The organism is Providencia sp. TYF-12, from assembly GCF_041344805.1.
GTDB classification, from domain to species: domain Bacteria; phylum Pseudomonadota; class Gammaproteobacteria; order Enterobacterales; family Enterobacteriaceae; genus Providencia; species Providencia huashanensis.
In genome coordinates this window covers 4,175,274-4,190,664 of record NZ_CP166833.1, presented here as the reverse complement: position 1 = coordinate 4,190,664, position 15,391 = coordinate 4,175,274, and the positions used below count along the sequence as shown (strand labels likewise).

The following is a 15,391-nucleotide window of genomic DNA, read 5'->3' as shown; positions in this document are numbered from 1 at the left end:
TTTATAAGTATAATAATTTGAGGTTAATTGATATTAAATTTTGATTAGCAAATTGTTTATCTACCCACCAAATCTTTTTTCAGCTATGCCCTTTACACCAAGATTATGTATTGAGAATACGCTTCCTCTTAATTGACCATCTTCAGGGAAGCGAGGTAATGGTGGCCTTGCCATTGAAGTAACATATAAAATATCTAAATTTTCGCCGCCAAAAGCGACGCTGGTGACCTTTTTAACTGGCATTTCGATAATTCTGTCAATATCGCCGTCGGGGTTATATCTCACGATTTTCCCTGCATAAACGAGTGCATTCCAAAGGTAGCCTTCACTGTCAACAGTTGCTCCATCTGCAGCGCCTCCTGTTGATGTATCGACTTTGCAGAATGTCTGGCGATTATTAATATTACCTGTCGATACGTCATAATCATATTTCCATATTTCCCCTGTCCATGTATCAGCAAAATAAAAAATATCACCGTTTGGTGACCAACAAGGTGCATTAGAAACAATAATGTTTTGTTCTATTTTATGGAGTGAGTGGTCTGTATTTAATCGATATAACGCCCCTGATGGGTTATCTTCTTGCATGTCCATAGAGCCGACAACAAAGCGTCCTTGTCTATCGACTTTTCCATCATTAAACCTATTGTTAGGTTTGTCACTTTCAGGTGCGTGCAGAAGATGAGTTTCACCTGTTATAAAGTCAAGAATATATATTCCTTTTTCTAGGGCGACTATAGCCGAATGACCGTCTTTGCATAAAGCCATTGAGCCTATTTTTTGCCTAACATCCCAACATTTAATTTCAGTTCCTTTTTCTGTACATGAAAATACTCGTCCATCTAAGCTATCAATCCAATATAAACGTTGTTGTTCTACATCCCATATAGGGCCTTCCCCTAAATTGTTTTTTAAATCCAATAATATATTTATTTTCATTTTTCAAATCCTACTAATAACATTATTTAAACTAGGGTTATTTAATGGGTTTCGGGAGTGTGATTACTTACACGATTGGGTTAATTAGTTATAGAGAATCTTAATAGTAGGGGAATAACGCTGGAATAATGTGAAGATGGCAATGTTTATTATATATTCAATTGTTAAATCATTTGTTCATTTGCACAATGAAATAAAATTTAATATTGAGGTGGGTTCTTATATTTTTTTATTCTAATAGTTATCTAAAATAAAATCAATTGACTTAAATTAAATGTATAGTTAGGCATATTAACTAATACTTCTTAATAAAGGTAATAGATTAATCGAGATTAAATTAACTTTTTAACAGAAAGTGGATTAACTTTATAAATTTAACTTTAGTTATTTTTTGTGTCAATAAACCTTACATTTTGTAATGGATTATTGATCGCGCACAAGGCTCCATTCTGACCTGTCTATAGAATAACCATTGAAATTACATAACTTAGCTAAATACAAAAAAATTTTAATAAAGCTATTTAAACTTTAAGAAGCAATGTTAAGTGAGGCAGATATGGATAAAGCATTATCTGATAGGTTGCTCCAATCGGAAATCAGCCGTAGGAAATTAATGCAAACAGGTACTGCAGGTGGGCTAGCGCTTGCCAGTGGTGCATTAAGTTTACCCTTTTGCAGTGCCGCGAATACGAATGAAACTGCATCACAAACAATGACACCCAAGGAAAAAATTGTTTGGAGCGCATGTACGGTTAACTGTGGTAGCCGTTGCCCGTTACGGATGCATGTGGTCGACGGTGAAATTAAGTATGTCGAAACCGACAACACAGGCGATGATGTTTACGGAGACAAACATCAGGTAAAAGCGTGTTTACGTGGTCGCTCTATGCGCCGCCGTGTGTATAACCCTGACCGCTTGAAATACCCAATGTTGCGTGTTGGTGCGCGAGGTGAGGGGAAGTTTAAGCAAATTAGTTGGGAAGAGGCCTACGATTTAATCAGTGACAATCTAAAACGTATCATTGCCGATTACGGTAATGAAGCGGTCTATTTGAACTATGGTACGGGGACTCTAGGGGGGACGGTTGCTCGTTCGTGGCCGCCGGCCAACTCACCTATTGCACGCCTAATGAATTGTACAGGTGGTTATTTAAACCACTATGGCACATACAGTACGGCACAAATTAGCTGTGCGATGCCTTATACCTATGGCAGTGGGGCAGGAAACAGTGTTTCTGATATCGAAAACTCTAAGTTAGTGGTGCTATTTGGTAATAACCCAGCTGAAACGCGAATGAGCGGTGGTGGTATTACTTATCAATTAGAGCAAGCGCGTGAGCGTTCGAATGCACGCATGATTGTTATTGACCCTCGCTATACTGATACGGCAGCAGGGCGCGAAGATGAATGGATACCGATCCGACCTGGTACTGATGCTGCATTGGTCGCGGGGCTTGCTCATGTGTTAATCACAGAAGACATGGTTGACCAACCTTTCTTAGATAAATACTGCGTTGGGTATGATGAGAAAACCCTCCCTGCGGATGCGCCGAAAAATGGCCACTATAAAGCGTATATTTTAGGTCAAGGGGATGATGGTGTAGAAAAAACACCACAATGGGCTGCGCAAATCACCGGTATTCCGGCTGATAAAATCATTAAACTCGCGCGTGAAATCGGTTCAGCAAAACCAGCTTATATTAGCCAAGGTTGGGGGCCTCAGCGCCATTCAAATGGTGAGCAGACAGCGAGAGCTATTGCGATGTTGCCGATTTTGACTGGCAATGTGGGAATTAGCGGGGGGAATACAGGGGCCCGCGAAGGGAATTACGATATTCCATTTGAACGCATGCCAACCCTTGAAAACCCAGTTAAAACCAGTATCTCTGTATTCTTATGGACAGATGCTATTGAACGCGGCCCTGAAATGACCGCAACTCGCGATGGTGTTCGGGGTAAAGACAAACTAGATGTGCCAATTAAATTTATTTGGAACTACGCGAGTAACAGTTTAATCAATCAACACTCAGATATTAATAAAACACATGAAATTCTTCAGGATGATAAAAAGTGTGAAATGATTGTTGTGATTGATAATCATATGACGGCTTCGGCAAAATATGCAGACTTAGTCCTGCCAGACTGTACGGCCTCGGAACAAATGGATTTTTGTTTAGATGGTGCTGCCAGTAATATGGGCTATGTCATTTTTGCCAGTCAGGCAATTGAACCTCGCTTTGAAAGTAAAACTGTGTACGAAATGTGTACGCAAATTGCACGTCGTATGGGGGTGGAAGAGAAATTTACCGAAGGGCGAACACAAGAAGAGTGGTTACGCCATTTATATGAAATTTCAAGAGAAAAACTGCCAGAACTCCCTGATTTTGAGACCTTCCAGCAGCAAGGGATCTACAAAAAAATGAATCCGCAGGGACATGTGGTGGCACACCAAGCCTTCCGACAAGACCCTATTGCTAACCCACTAAATACGCCATCGGGCAAAATTGAGATCTATTCATCACGCTTAGCGGATATCGCGAAGACATGGACATTGGATGAAGGCGACCTGATTTCTCCTCTCCCAATGTATTCTCCTGGCTTTGAAAGCCATGATGACAAACTTACGGATAAGTATCCTTTGCAACTTAGTGGTTTTCACTATAAATCACGAGTTCACTCAACTTATGGCAACGTCGATGTGCTTAAGGCAGCTTGTTTACAAGAGATGTGGATTAACCCGATTGATGCAAAACGTCGCAACATCAAAAATGGCGATATGGTGCGTATTTTTAATGATAGGGGTGAGGTTCATATCAATGCCAAAGTAACACCAAGGATTATACCGGGGGTGGTTGCGATGGGGGAAGGGGCTTGGTATGCACCAGATGAAAACAAGATAGACCACGGTGGGAGCCTTAACGTATTGACCACGCAGCGTCCGTCACCGCTGGCAAAGGGTAACCCTCAGCACAGTAATCTTGTTGAAGTGGCTAGGGTATAGGGAGGAGATAAATCATGACAACCCAATATGGTTTTTATATTGACTCAGCCCGTTGTACGGGGTGTAAAACATGCGAATTAGCCTGTAAAGATTACAAAAATTTATCTCCTGAAGTGAATTTTCGACGTATTTACGAGTACACAGGGGGAGATTGGCAAGAAGATAACGGTGTATGGCATCAAAACGTCTTTAGTTACTACCTGTCAATCTCCTGCAACCACTGTGAAGACCCTGCGTGTGTCAAGGTGTGCCCGAGTGGTGCGATGCATAAACGTGAAGACGGCTTTGTGGTCGTAGATGAAAGTGTCTGTATTGGCTGCCGTTATTGCAATATGGCTTGTCCATATGGTGCACCGCAGTTTAATGCGGAAAAAGGTCATATGACAAAATGTGATGGCTGTTATGAGCGAGTGGCAGAAGGGAAAAAACCGATTTGTGCAGAATCTTGCCCACTGCGAGCCCTCGATTTTGGTCCTATTGACGAGTTACGTAAAACTCACGGCAATTTGGCTGAGATAGCGCCATTACCTGAAGCGCATTATACCAAGCCAAATATTGTGATTAAACCTAACGCCAATAGTCGCCCTGTCAATGATACGACGGGTCATTTAGCCAATCCACGGGAGGTCTAAGATGGGCAACGGATTACATGAATGGCCGCTGATTTTATTCACCGTTTTAGGCCAAAGTATAGCAGGTGGTGCGATTGTGACCGGACTTGCATGGCTATCGACTGATGATAAACAGCAAAAACAGCGCATTGTTAATGCCATGCTAGTGCTATGGGTGCTAATGGGGCTAGGCTTCTTAGCCTCTATGATGCATATGGGGTCACCATTACGGGCCTTTAACTCGATGAACCGTGTATTTGCATCTTCATTAAGTAATGAAGTGCTGTTTGGTTCAATCTTTTTTGCCCTCGGGGGGCTTTGGTGGCTGCTATCTGCGCTGAAGAAAATGCCTGAGGGGTTAGGCAAAATTTGGTTGATCCTTACAATGCTAATGGGGTTAGTCTTTGTCTGGGCTATGACTCGCGTCTATATGATTAGTACTGTACCGACATGGGACACGCCACATACCACTATCGGCTTCTTTATGACGGTGTTTGTGGTGGGACCTATCTTAGGGACATTGTTACTGCGAATCGCTAAATTTCCCCTTCATAGCGGTAAGTTAGCGGCAATCAGTATTATTGCCTATATTGTGACTATCGCATCGGTGTTACTACAAAGTGGTGAAATAGCGCTAATCGCTAGCTCAGTACAAAAAGCGAGTGATTTAGTCCCTGACTACGGCTTATTGCAAATGATCCGTTTAGTGGCTACAAGCCTTGGCTTGTTGTTGTGGATCTTGCCAATTTTCCGTCAAAGTCAACCTTCTGCGGTAAGTTTGTTGATCGGCACATTATTGGTGTTGTTTGGTGAATTGATTGGACGTGGACTATTCTATGGTTTACATATGACAGTCGGTATGGCTGTTGCTTAATAGTAAACTTTTCAGCGTAGGGGGGTCCCTACGCTGACCACCGCAGAGACAATGAATATGCAAGACACGCGATTTCTTGAACAGGTAGCAATTACTGGACGCGTTCTCGGTTCTTTATTTTATTTCGCCCCAGATAGTGAAAATAATACGGATATTGTTGCTATTTTGCAGGAACCGACATGTCATGAAGAATGGCCATTTGACTTACCGTCTTTAACTACCATAAGTCAATTTTTTCAGTCCAGTATTCACGATGAAGAACCCTTGAACGAAGCCTGGCAGCGTTTATTTATCGGGCCTTATGCTTTACCAGCTCCCCCTTGGGGCTCAGTTTGGTTAGATAAAGAAAATATTATTTTCGGTGATTCAACTGTTGAGCTTCGTCAATGGATGCGTACAAAAGGCATTGAACCTGTGACGACCCAAAAAGAGCCTGAAGACCATATTGGCTTGGTCTTGATGTTAGCGGCTTGGTTAGCAGAGCAAAATAGGCGAGACGATCTTGAAGAGCTACTCGCGTGGCATCTTTTACCTTGGTCTGAACATTTTTTGGATACTTTAGCGGATACAGCAGACAGTGCTTTTTATATAGCAGTAGCGAAATTGACCAAAGAGACGCTTGCTGGTTATCAGCAACAAATCACACAGCCTGTTTTAGCAAAAACAGTGTATTACAAGGAAAACGCCGAGTAAAAAAATAGCACCATCCAGTTATAGGGTTGGTGCTATTGGTTTCTATTAATTGTTATTGTAGCTTAGGGTGTTGTTTCGCCTTGTTGTACATAAGGTGTATACACACCCGTTAAACTTTTCAAGAAGGCCACAATATCATCGACATCTTTTTGTGGGAGTTCTTTACCCACTTGATAACGCAGCATCAGTTTAACGGCTTCGTCTAAGGTTGCCACATCACCACGGTGGAAATAAGGTGCGGTTAGCTCGACATTACGCAGTGTTGGGACTTTCTGACGTAGCTTATCGCGTTCATCGGAAGTCACATTCATACGGCCAATATCTTGTGCAGTTATTTCACCGAATTCATAATCTTTCTTCAAGCCTAGAGGTTCGAAAGAGCGACCGCCGAGAATAATTCCCCCATGGCAAGTTGCACATTTATTCTCTTTAAATAGTTGGTAGCCATGTAATTGTTGAGCGGTCAGTGCACCGTTATCGCCTCTTAACCAATTATCGAATGGAGAATCCGGGGTAATTAATGTTTTCTCAAACTCGGCAATGGCATCGGTAATGGTATCGCCTGTAAAACCTTCAGGATAGACGGCATTGAAATCGCTTTTTAAAACAGGGTCCTGATCCAATTTAACAATGATTTCATCCCAAGATTTTGAGGCCATTTCAATTGGGTTTAATGGCGGCCCACCGGCTTGAGCTTGTAAGTCAGGTGCTCGTCCATCCCAGAATTGCTCAACGTTAAATACGGAGTTAAATACCGTTGGTGCATTGATAGGTCCTACTGCACCGCCAACACCAATTGATGTTTTACGACCATCAACCCCGCCGGCATTTAACGCATGGCAATGGGCACAAGAGATAGTACTATCGCCAGATAGACGCGCATCATGGTAGAGGCGGAAACCTAAAGCGACTTTTTTGTCATCGACTTCCAGTGATTTGGGAATAGGCTGGATTGGTTCATTACGATGTTCAGCAGCCATATCTTCACTTGCGTAATGTTCTGCTCGTTGCTTGGCTATCCAATCAAGAAGTTTAGTTCGTTCTTCATCACTGACACTGCTCGCCCAATGAAGTGCGACATAGCGAGTTGGCGGCATCGTGTGGTTCTGCATAACCCACTCAATTTTGTTTAATTCACTTTGTGGAACAGGTTCTCCAGCGATAAGAGCAGCGCGTGCGGCTTCGAGGTTAAATGATTTATAGCCGAGTTGAATATCATATTCCATCAATTGTTTTGCGATGGGGAATGATGCATAGGCGGGTAAATCAGCTGATGGAGTATGGCAGTAATCGCATCCTTTTTCGTCAAAAAAACGGAGGACTTGATTATTTTCTGCAATTTTAGATGTCTGAATGTCATTATTTTGTCTACGTTGATTATCGTGATACCAAACGTAACCAGATAACCCAAAATATCCGAGTAAAAGCAAAAATATGACAGCGACCGTAATGCGAGTAAGCTTTTTCATTACACTATCCTTGGAAGATTGCGGTCAAATATATTTAAATATTTTTAATTAATATAATTCTACAGCCGGACTATGATGGATAAATAAAGCTGAAAGGTTCTTGATTTTTATCAACGATGGCCATCGGTTTAAACGATTGCTGAAATAAGATTTGCCTATCAATCAAACTAAAAAGAAAAATAATCAATTTTAATTATTGTACTTGATTGAATTATATGTGAATTAATTTGTGGCTTACATCATGATGTGAGAAAGTCTAAATATTAAAAACAAGTTACCTTTAATGATGGCTTCCCCTTTATTTTTAATTAATCTAAGTAAATGCAAGTAGAAAAATATATTTTTATGCTTTTTTGATATTGTTGTAAATTAAATGCATATTTTAATATTGAATATAATATGTAAATTTTTTCTAATTTTTAAAATAAATTCTATTTTCTCTCGTTATTGTTGTATCGGAATAATTGTAAAATATATTTATTAACCCCCACTGACATTATCTTTTTTTATCGCTTCATTATTTTGTCATAAAAAAGACATTTCATTGTCATGAGCCTGACTTAAGTTCCTTGTAACTAAGCTAGGAGATAGCATTATGTTTAGTGTCGATACCTTGCTCCACGATATTTACCCACAGCAGCTACCTTCAGTATGGAAGCGTCGTATATTGAAGCGCTTGCTTTTCGAAAAGGAATTTAATCAATTTGCGCTTAATTACCCACATTTAAAAGGTTTTGACCTGATAGAACAGGTTATGGAGTACTTTGATATTCGCAGTGAATTTGCCGAAAGAGATTTAGAAAATATCCCTACTCAGGGGCCAGTTGTTTTAGTGGCAAATCACCCGATTGGTTCTTTGGATGGCCTCGCGATATTACGAGCGGTGGCTACAGTTCGTCCCGACGTTAAAATCGTAGCTAACCAATTTCTGAGTTATATTGAGCCACTAAGTAGCTTGTTTATTCCTGTTGACAATATAAAGAGTAGAACTAGTCGCCAACAAGTTTCCAATATGCAACAACATTTGAATAACCAAGGGGCTTTGATTATTTTCCCTGCGGGGGAGGTTTCTAGGGTTAGCCGCAAAGGTATACGTGATGGTCATTGGCGTAGTGGTTTTTTGCGTTTAGCAGCGAAAGCCCGGGCTGTTATTGTTCCCATTCATGTTCAAGGGCGTAATAGTTATTTATTTTATCTCACCTCGATGGTTTATCGCCCTTTATCAACGTTAATGTTAGTCAGGGAAATGTTTAAGCAACAAGGTAAACAAATAAAAATACGGATTGGTGGGCGTATACCATTTACACATTGGCATAATGGGCATATGAAGGCTCATGAATTAGCAGAACGATTTCGTCGTCATGTGTATTTACTGGGTAAGGGTAAAGCGGGGTTATTTACTAGTGAATCAGCCATTGCACTACCTGAAGACCGTTCAGAATTAAAAAAAGCGTTAGTTGCTTGCGAGCATTTGGGGACATTGCCTGATGGCAAAATGATTTATCTTTATCAACGAAATCAAGATATCAGGTCGCCTATACTTCGTGAGTTAGGCCGATTACGGGAAATTGCTTTTCGCGCTGTCGGTGAAGGGTCTGGAAAACGTCGTGATTTAGATAGCTACGATGATGACTATTGTCATCTGATCCTTTGGGATGAAGATGAGCTGGATATTGTGGGTGCCTATCGTTTTATCCCAACTGAGAAACAATTGGCTGTGAAAGGGTTAGCCGGTATTTACAGTTATAGCTTATTTCACTATGACCAAAAAATGTTACCTATTCTTGCTCAAGGGATTGAGTTAGGAAGAAGTTTTATTCAGCCTAAATATTGGGGCAAACGAGGTTTAGATTATTTATGGTTGGGAATAGGCGCCTATTTAGCCAAGTACCCACAATATCGTTATTTATTTGGTCCAGTGTCTATTTCTGGTGCGATGCCAGTAGCTGCAAGGGATTTATTAATTGCATTTTATCGGCTCTATTTTTCTGCAAAACAGACAATGGCACAATCACGCCAGCCTTATCCCGCTTCCTTACCGCAAGTGCTTGCCCAATTTGCGGGAGATAACTACCAAGAAGATTTAATTAAATTAAAGAGCTTACTCAATAATATCGGCTGTTCGATTCCGACACTTTATAAGCAATATACAGAACTGTGTGAGCCAGGGGGCGTACAGTTTATGGATTTTGGTTCAGACCCAGCTTTTAATGACTGTGTTGATGGTTTGATATTAGTCGACTTAACTAAATTAAAGCCTACACGCTATCAACGGTATGTGGGGGGACATTTAACAGGGAAAAGAGTCGCCACATCATTGTAATGAATCATAATTAAATGAATCCGATTTGAGAGGGGGATTGGGGGAATAGTTCTCCCCCAATTGTGTTTATCTATTTAGTGAAATTATGGCCAATAAGGTAGATGAGCGAAGAAGATATTAACCCTGCAACCACGACTGATAACTCAGGAGCGTAGGCATTCACAATTAATGCAATTCCTGATGCTAATATCCAAGAGATAAAAGCTAAAGGTTGCCAATTTTTTGACTCATCATTTTTTCTTTTTAAGACTAATTGGTCCATGATAATAATTGCCGCAATAGGTGGAACAATCAATCCAAGTAAATTTAACCAAGTTTGGAATGCATTCCAAATCCCTGTCACCGCAACGATAATCCCAATCACACCAAGGATAATCGTTAAGGTTCTCATTTTTCCTTTTGTAATATGTGACCAACCAACAGCACCATTGTATAAACAATGAGTACAGCCCACGCCTAAGTTAACAAAAACAAAAATGATAGCCAAAATAGAAAGTAACGGACTAGCATTGGCTAGGATCGTAATAAAATCTCCGCCAGTCACTTCTGGGTGCAATACCACTCCGGTGGCTACAATTATTGCGCCAATCACTTCTGCAAAGAACTTGGAAATTGGGAAGGCGGTAAATGCAGCTAAAAAACCTTGTTTACCATTTTTTGCCCAGCGGGTGAAATCTGCGGTCATGGTACCTGAATCGGTAAAGGTGGAGAAGATCATCGTTACAGCGACACCGAATGAAAGTACGCCAGCACCAGCCGCAGGCTGATAATTAATAATATCTGATGAGCCATTTTTCATAGCAATAACAACAGAAATAATGCCGAGGATTAAATACATCGGGGCTGCAATATAGCCCAGAAAGGCTAATGCTTTTATGCCTATGAATGTGGCTCCAACATAAAGCACACCACCTAAGATAGTCATCAGTAATAGGTTCTGTCCAAATGAACGAAACATTGTGTCGCCAGTTAGGCCAACCATCAGAGCAAACCAACCTATAACGACGGTTGCCAGCAACCCTGAAACTGCAATATATCCACGCTGTCCAAATGTTTTTTTAGCCGAAATAGCAAAGTTTTCCCCGGTTTTTCCTGCTAAATAACTTAAGGAACCAATAACTAAACATAAAAGTAAATTACCCACGAGGATTGCAGTGACCCCCATTTTGAAACCAAGCATTGCTGTAACGACACCGCCAATCACTGCGCTGGTTAATACTAGAGGGAAGCTGTACCAAACGGCAGAAACGGAGGCAAAGCTTTTTCGATGTTCAATAGGGACTGGGACATGTTCATATTCGGAATCTAATAGAGCATTTTCTTTTTCTTTATTTGACATATTAGGTGAACCTCATTTTATTAAAAATAATTGGAGTACCTATAAAAATAAATTTTTAAATATTTATTGTTCTAATATTTATGGTTTATTAATAATGGCGAAATAGAATCTATTGTTAATAAATAAATTTATTAACTTGTAATAAAAATGTTTTTCTTGGTTTTTTTATGATAAATCAAGCATATCAATAGTCAGTAGTGAATAGAATCCATTTGAAATTAATTCATCAATAAGGTGGGTGATTGTTGATCTTTTTTCAATAAACAAGGTTTTATGTGATTGCTAACATCATTAAATAAGAAATTAATATTGTTTTTAGATGGTTTGTAAAAAATTCATTAGAGTTAATATTACTCTCATTAAATAATAATGTTTAAATTGTGATTAATATCAAATTGCGTGTTTTCTTATTGTTATTTAACTGTGTTTTTTATGTTTCTTTTAATTCGTAAAAAGTACTTTTATTCTGTCAAAATGGAATATTAATTTTTTATGATGCCATATGAAAATGCGATCTTTGCATGAATTAGGCTGTCATCATCCAATCATAAAATTGTCATCAATTTGACGTATTCAAGCCGTAGCATCATCCATAACGATTAAGTCCCAAAGAGGATACAAATAGTTATGCGACAAACTCTCTCTTCCTTGAGTGAGTCTCCCTGTCTTTTGCCATGTAGGCAGGAAACGGGGGGCTTACCGATGATCTCAATTCAACGTTTATCTCAGGCATTTTCACACCAATATGTACTAAATGGCATCGATTTATCTGTAGAAAAAGGCACGATCCTTGCGCTACTAGGGCCTTCTGGTTGCGGTAAAAGTACTTTGCTTAAATTATTAGCGGGTTTATTACAACCTTCTGGCGGTGCGATTTATTTTGGTGATCAACTGGTGGCGAATTCTCAACGCCTTGTTCCTCCTGAAAAGCGCAATCTTGGCATGGTATTTCAGGATTATGCGTTATGGCCGCATATGAGCGTATTTCAAAATGTGGCATTCCCTTTGCGTATGCGCGGTTTCAGTCGTCCAGAAATCGAAAATCATGTTATGGAAGCTTTAAAGCGTGTGGGGTTAGTGGATTTTGCTAAGCGGAAACCCGCTGATTTATCAGGGGGGCAGCAACAACGTGTTGCCTTAGCTCGTGCCATTATTGCTGAGCCTAAAATTTTGTTATTCGATGAGCCTTTGTCAAATCTTGATGTTGCATTACGCCAATCACTTTGCGCAGAAATGGCTCAATTACTAAGAGCATTAGGGACTACCGCTGTATACGTAACACATGACCCCGCAGAGGCTAATGCACTAGCTCATCAAGTTGCACATATGCGCAATGGAAATATTGAAAGTTTGATCACATTATGAAGAGAGAGACCACTATGCAAAATTTACTGTCAAAGAACCGATTTTCACTAAAGGGTATCACAATGAGTCTTGGCCTTTCCTGTGCATTATTTTCCATTCCTTCCCAAGCAATTACGGTTTACACCGCAGGGCCTGGTGCTATGGCGAAACAATTGGCGGCGGGGTTTGAAAAACAAACAGGCACTAAAGTGAATGTTTTTCAAGCAACAACCGGGAAAGTAATGGCAAGGCTTGAAGCTGAACAAGCGAATCCCCGTGCTGATGTGTTGATTTCTGCATCATGGGATACGGCAGAGGATTTGCAACAAAGAGGTTGGCTGTTGCCTTATGAAAGCGCAAATGCCCAGCAAGTGCCTGCACGTTTTAAAACACCTTATTATGTCGCCCAAGGTGTTTCTGCATTGGGTATTGTGTGGAATAGCCAAAGTGGCACACCAAAACCTACAGATTGGCAGGATCTTGCTCAACCTGCTTTTAAAGATAAAGTCACGATGCCTGACCCTGCACTTTCTGGTGCATCATTAGATTTAGTCTTAGGGTTACAAAATGCCAAACAACAGGCTGCTTGGACATTATTTTCTGAATTAAAAGCCAATGGAATGGTGATTTCTGGGCCGAATGCGCAGGCGCTGACTCCTGTATTGCAAGGGGCAAAAGCGGCAGTATTTGGTGCAGTAGACTATGTGGCATATAGCAGTATTGCCAATGGTGAGTCGATTGAAGTCATTTTCCCTAGTAGCGGTACGGTAATTGCGCCTCGCCCGATGATGATTTTAAACAGTACTAAGCAACCTGATGAAGCCAAAGCCTTCATTGATTATGTATTATCTCCAGAAGGGCAAACGATAGTCGCTAACGCTTGGTTAATGCCTGCTAGGGCTGATATTGAAGGGAAGCGGCCTGATTTTTCAACACTCAAATTATTACCAGAAGCAACAGTAGATAACGCAGAACGTAGTGAAGTGCTAACGCGTTTAAGCGCACTTTTCCGTTAAATAATGCAACAAGGTAATTTTAATTAGCAAACCGCTGGGTATGCATAATACCCGGCAGGAGTGTTGTTTCTAATGATAAAAATTCGTTTTTTACCTTTATTGGTGCTCATTGCATTAATCATTTTAGTCGTGATCCCTTTGAGCTTCATTATTTTACAGGCGGTTTTCCCCCAATTAGGGCAGGGAATATTTGAACAACCATTCGAACCAATTATTCATTTACTGAATGAGCCAGAGCTTCCACTGTTATTGCAAAATACTTTGTTGTTAGGTGGTGGGGTCGCTGCCATCAGCGCAATGATTGCTATCCCTTTAGGGGCACTACGAGGCTTATTTAATATCCCTTTCGCAAAAGGCTGGGATTTACTGTTTCTAATCCCTTTTTTGATACCACCTTATATTGCGGGGTTATCATGGATGTTAACTCTGCAACCCAATGGCTATTCTCAGCAGCTTTTTGGTCTGAGCCCAGGAAGTGCTATTTTCTCATTAGGTGGCATGATGGGGATTATGGCTTTAAATTTATTCCCCGTATTATATTTTGCCGTATCGAGAAGCATGGCTGCGAATGGTAATAGACTTGCTGATGTGGCTCAGGTTCATGGCGCTACCCCTTGGCAGGCCTTTTTTAAAGTGACGTTGCCGTTATCATTACCATCGATTGCCGCTGGGTTACTACTCATTTTTACTCTAGCGATTGAAGAATACGGTATCCCAGCAGCAATTGGTGCGCCTAATGGTATTCGAGTATTAACGACGGATATTGAACAACGCTTAGCGGATTGGCCAATTGATTTACCCGGTGCAGCATCGTTATCACTGGTGCTGGCGAGTATGGCAATTTTGGCTTATACCTTACAGCGTTCTATTGTTTCTGGGAAAAATGTTGTCACGACGACAGGAAAAGCGGCAGCACAAGTGACTCGCTCGTTAGGTGGCTGGCGTTGGCCAGTTGTTGGGATATTTACATTTACTGCTTTTTTGGCGGTGGGAATGCCTTTATTAGCGATGTTTGGTACTGCATTTTCCGCCACGGTTTCAGGTGGATTGGCTTGGGATAACCTGACGTTAAGGCATTTCTCAGGGCTAATTGACTCGCAAACAGAGGCTCTTTCAGCATTGTTGACCAGCGTTTCTTTAGCGACTGTAACAGCAATATTGACAGGGATATTAGGTTTCTTATCGGCTTGGATCGTTGTATCACAACGTATTCGTGGTGCTGCTGTTATCGATGCGCTTTCTTTACTGCCAATTTCTATTCCTGGCATTGTTATTGCGGTAGGGATGATTTTGGCTTGGAACCAGCCCTTTTGGCCTATAACACCCTATCATACATGGGGGATCTTACTACTTGCCTATAGTTGTTTGCTTCTTCCTTACCCTGTACGTTATTGCAGTGCCGCATTAACCCAAATCGGCGGAAGTTTAACGGATGCTGCAAGGGTACATGGTGCTTCAGCTATCACGACATTACGTTTGGTACTTTTCCCGTTGGTATTACCGAGTTTAGTCGCAGCCATGATGTTAGTTTTTGCCGTGGCTTCTCGAGAGTTAGTTTCTTCATTATTGCTAGCCCCAGCGGGTATGCAAACCGTATCTATTTTTGTTTGGCGTCAGTTTGAACAAGGCTCGATAGGTAGTGGGATGGCAATGGCCTGTTTGGCGGTATTAATTAGCTTAAGCTTAATGCTGTGCGCACAATGGGTAGAACAGCGATATAGCAGAAAGTCATAAAATTAAGCGCAAGTAAGTTTGTGAGTGCTTACTTGCGCTTAAGGGTCA

General features: G+C 40.9%; 11 protein-coding genes. 8 read left to right on the top strand and 3 right to left on the bottom strand.

Annotated elements, in window-relative coordinates; all coding sequences use genetic code 11:
• Positions 1–60: 60 nt before the first annotated feature.
• On the bottom strand, positions 61–939 hold the full coding sequence (locus ABE954_RS19585) for an SMP-30/gluconolactonase/LRE family protein (protein ID WP_048605952.1): 879 nt from the start codon (positions 937–939) through the stop codon (positions 61–63).
• A 556-nt stretch (positions 940–1,495) separates the two neighbouring features.
• On the opposite strand from ABE954_RS19585, the gene ABE954_RS19580 reads away from it, so the two are divergent.
• The 4 genes from ABE954_RS19580 to dmsD are packed head-to-tail and all read left to right on the top strand — an operon-like array spanning position 1,496 to position 6,118.
• The gene (locus ABE954_RS19580) at positions 1,496–3,940 is read left to right on the top strand and encodes a DMSO/selenate family reductase complex A subunit (protein WP_129466518.1); all 2,445 of its coding nucleotides are present in this window, start codon (positions 1,496–1,498) and stop codon (positions 3,938–3,940) included.
• Positions 3,941–3,954: 14 nt separating this feature from the next.
• Positions 3,955–4,572: a DMSO/selenate family reductase complex B subunit gene (locus ABE954_RS19575; protein ID WP_187549596.1), complete on the top strand. Its 618-nt coding sequence runs from the start codon at positions 3,955–3,957 to the stop codon at positions 4,570–4,572.
• Position 4,573: 1 nt separating this feature from the next.
• Positions 4,574–5,425 (top strand): DmsC/YnfH family molybdoenzyme membrane anchor subunit, encoded by an 852-nt coding sequence (locus ABE954_RS19570; protein ID WP_042845615.1) that lies wholly within the window; start codon positions 4,574–4,576, stop codon positions 5,423–5,425.
• 57 nt (positions 5,426–5,482) lie between these two features.
• On the top strand, positions 5,483–6,118 hold the full coding sequence (gene dmsD, locus ABE954_RS19565) for a Tat proofreading chaperone DmsD (protein WP_371025910.1): 636 nt from the start codon (positions 5,483–5,485) through the stop codon (positions 6,116–6,118).
• A 62-nt stretch (positions 6,119–6,180) separates the two neighbouring features.
• Here the strand turns inward: dmsD and ABE954_RS19560 are convergent, their stop codons facing one another.
• Positions 6,181–7,587, bottom strand: a complete 1,407-nt coding sequence (locus ABE954_RS19560; protein ID WP_042845614.1) for a cytochrome-c peroxidase — start codon at positions 7,585–7,587, stop codon at positions 6,181–6,183.
• 595 nt (positions 7,588–8,182) lie between these two features.
• On the opposite strand from ABE954_RS19560, the gene ABE954_RS19555 reads away from it, so the two are divergent.
• Positions 8,183–9,910, top strand: coding sequence for a lysophospholipid acyltransferase family protein (locus tag ABE954_RS19555; protein ID WP_042845613.1), 1,728 nt, complete (start codon positions 8,183–8,185; stop codon positions 9,908–9,910).
• A 70-nt stretch (positions 9,911–9,980) separates the two neighbouring features.
• Here the strand turns inward: ABE954_RS19555 and ABE954_RS19550 are convergent, their stop codons facing one another.
• Positions 9,981–11,249, bottom strand: a complete 1,269-nt coding sequence (locus ABE954_RS19550) for a cytosine permease (RefSeq protein WP_129466514.1) — start codon at positions 11,247–11,249, stop codon at positions 9,981–9,983.
• 702 nt (positions 11,250–11,951) lie between these two features.
• Here ABE954_RS19550 and ABE954_RS19545 point away from each other — a divergent pair.
• From ABE954_RS19545 to ABE954_RS19535, 3 genes are all read left to right on the top strand, one after another.
• A complete protein-coding gene (locus ABE954_RS19545) occupies positions 11,952–12,614 on the top strand; it encodes an ABC transporter ATP-binding protein (RefSeq protein WP_226619137.1) in 663 nt (220 codons plus the stop codon).
• A gap of 62 nt (positions 12,615–12,676) precedes the next feature.
• Positions 12,677–13,609, top strand: coding sequence for an ABC transporter substrate-binding protein (locus tag ABE954_RS19540; protein WP_370661197.1), 933 nt, complete (start codon positions 12,677–12,679; stop codon positions 13,607–13,609).
• Positions 13,610–13,681: 72 nt separating this feature from the next.
• Positions 13,682–15,343: an iron ABC transporter permease gene (locus ABE954_RS19535; protein WP_166685001.1), complete on the top strand. Its 1,662-nt coding sequence runs from the start codon at positions 13,682–13,684 to the stop codon at positions 15,341–15,343.
• The last annotated feature ends 48 nt before the right edge of the window (positions 15,344–15,391 follow it).

What these genes read in the sequence shown, in the direction of transcription:
- ABE954_RS19570 (WP_042845615.1), top strand. Translation starts at nt 4,574, where the DNA reads ATGGGCAACGGATTACATGAATGGCCGCTGATTTTATTCACCGTTTTA.
- ABE954_RS19535 (WP_166685001.1), top strand. Translation starts at nt 13,682, where the DNA reads ATGATAAAAATTCGTTTTTTACCTTTATTGGTGCTCATTGCATTAATC.
- ABE954_RS19555 (WP_042845613.1), top strand. Translation starts at nt 8,183, where the DNA reads ATGTTTAGTGTCGATACCTTGCTCCACGATATTTACCCACAGCAGCTA.
- ABE954_RS19580 (WP_129466518.1), top strand. Translation starts at nt 1,496, where the DNA reads ATGGATAAAGCATTATCTGATAGGTTGCTCCAATCGGAAATCAGCCGT.
- ABE954_RS19575 (WP_187549596.1), top strand. Translation starts at nt 3,955, where the DNA reads ATGACAACCCAATATGGTTTTTATATTGACTCAGCCCGTTGTACGGGG.
- ABE954_RS19585 (WP_048605952.1), bottom strand. Translation starts at nt 939, where the DNA reads ATGAAAATAAATATATTATTGGATTTAAAAAACAATTTAGGGGAAGGC.
- ABE954_RS19560 (WP_042845614.1), bottom strand. Translation starts at nt 7,587, where the DNA reads ATGAAAAAGCTTACTCGCATTACGGTCGCTGTCATATTTTTGCTTTTA.
- ABE954_RS19550 (WP_129466514.1), bottom strand. Translation starts at nt 11,249, where the DNA reads ATGTCAAATAAAGAAAAAGAAAATGCTCTATTAGATTCCGAATATGAA.
- dmsD (WP_371025910.1), top strand. Translation starts at nt 5,483, where the DNA reads ATGCAAGACACGCGATTTCTTGAACAGGTAGCAATTACTGGACGCGTT.
- ABE954_RS19545 (WP_226619137.1), top strand. Translation starts at nt 11,952, where the DNA reads ATGATCTCAATTCAACGTTTATCTCAGGCATTTTCACACCAATATGTA.
- ABE954_RS19540 (WP_370661197.1), top strand. Translation starts at nt 12,677, where the DNA reads ATGAGTCTTGGCCTTTCCTGTGCATTATTTTCCATTCCTTCCCAAGCA.